The organism is Acinetobacter sp. Li1LvA2 (assembly GCF_056156705.1).
Window position 1 is genome coordinate 1 of the sequence record NZ_JBSICF010000030.1, and the last position, 712, is coordinate 712.

Annotated in this window: 1 protein-coding gene; it reads left to right on the forward strand. The window is 49.4% G+C overall.

Features of this window, described 5'->3' with window-relative positions; all coding sequences use genetic code 11:
* The coding region (locus ACS604_RS18945; protein WP_474772655.1) for a hypothetical protein at nucleotides 1–712 on the forward strand (712 nt) is incomplete at both ends.

The window sequence follows — 712 nt, forward strand, 5'->3', positions numbered from 1 at the left end:
TGCACGCAAGATCGCAGAAATAAATCCGCTAGGTGGCTTGACCCGCTGGGAATACAATGCAGCAGGGTTAGTGACCAAGCTGCAAAGCTATGAAACGTTAGTGAGCCTACCGACACAGGCCGGAGGCACTGCACCGGCGGCACCAGCAGGCAATGTACGTGTGGTTGAATATGGCTATGACAAAGTCGGCCGCCAGATTAGTGTGATGAGCCCGAATATTGCAAGCTATGAATATGATAGTCAGGGCAAGGGTGCACTCATCACCCAGAGTGCCATTGAAAAGACCTATTACGATGGCAATGGCAATATCATTCGGGTTGAGGATGCCAAAGGCAACAGCAGTTATAACTACTATGACAAGGCAGGCCGCAAGGTTCTGGTGATTGACCAGGAAGGCTATGCGACCAGCTGGAGTTATGGCAATGACACCACGTCTCAACTGAATATCCTGACCGAAACCAAATATGCCAAGAAACTGAGCCGTGCTGTCACGGTTACGGATACGTTCAAGGACCTGACCGATTTACTGGTTAAAGCTAAAGATGCAGAGAATGACCGTACCACCGTGAGCAGCTATGACAAGTTGGGCCGGGTGATCAAGACCGAGCTGCTTAATGTCAGTTATAGCGATAACGGTGTGCTTAAAACAGCCAGCAGCGTGACTTACTTTACCTATAATGCACTGGATAAGCTCCTCACCAAGAAAGAGGGT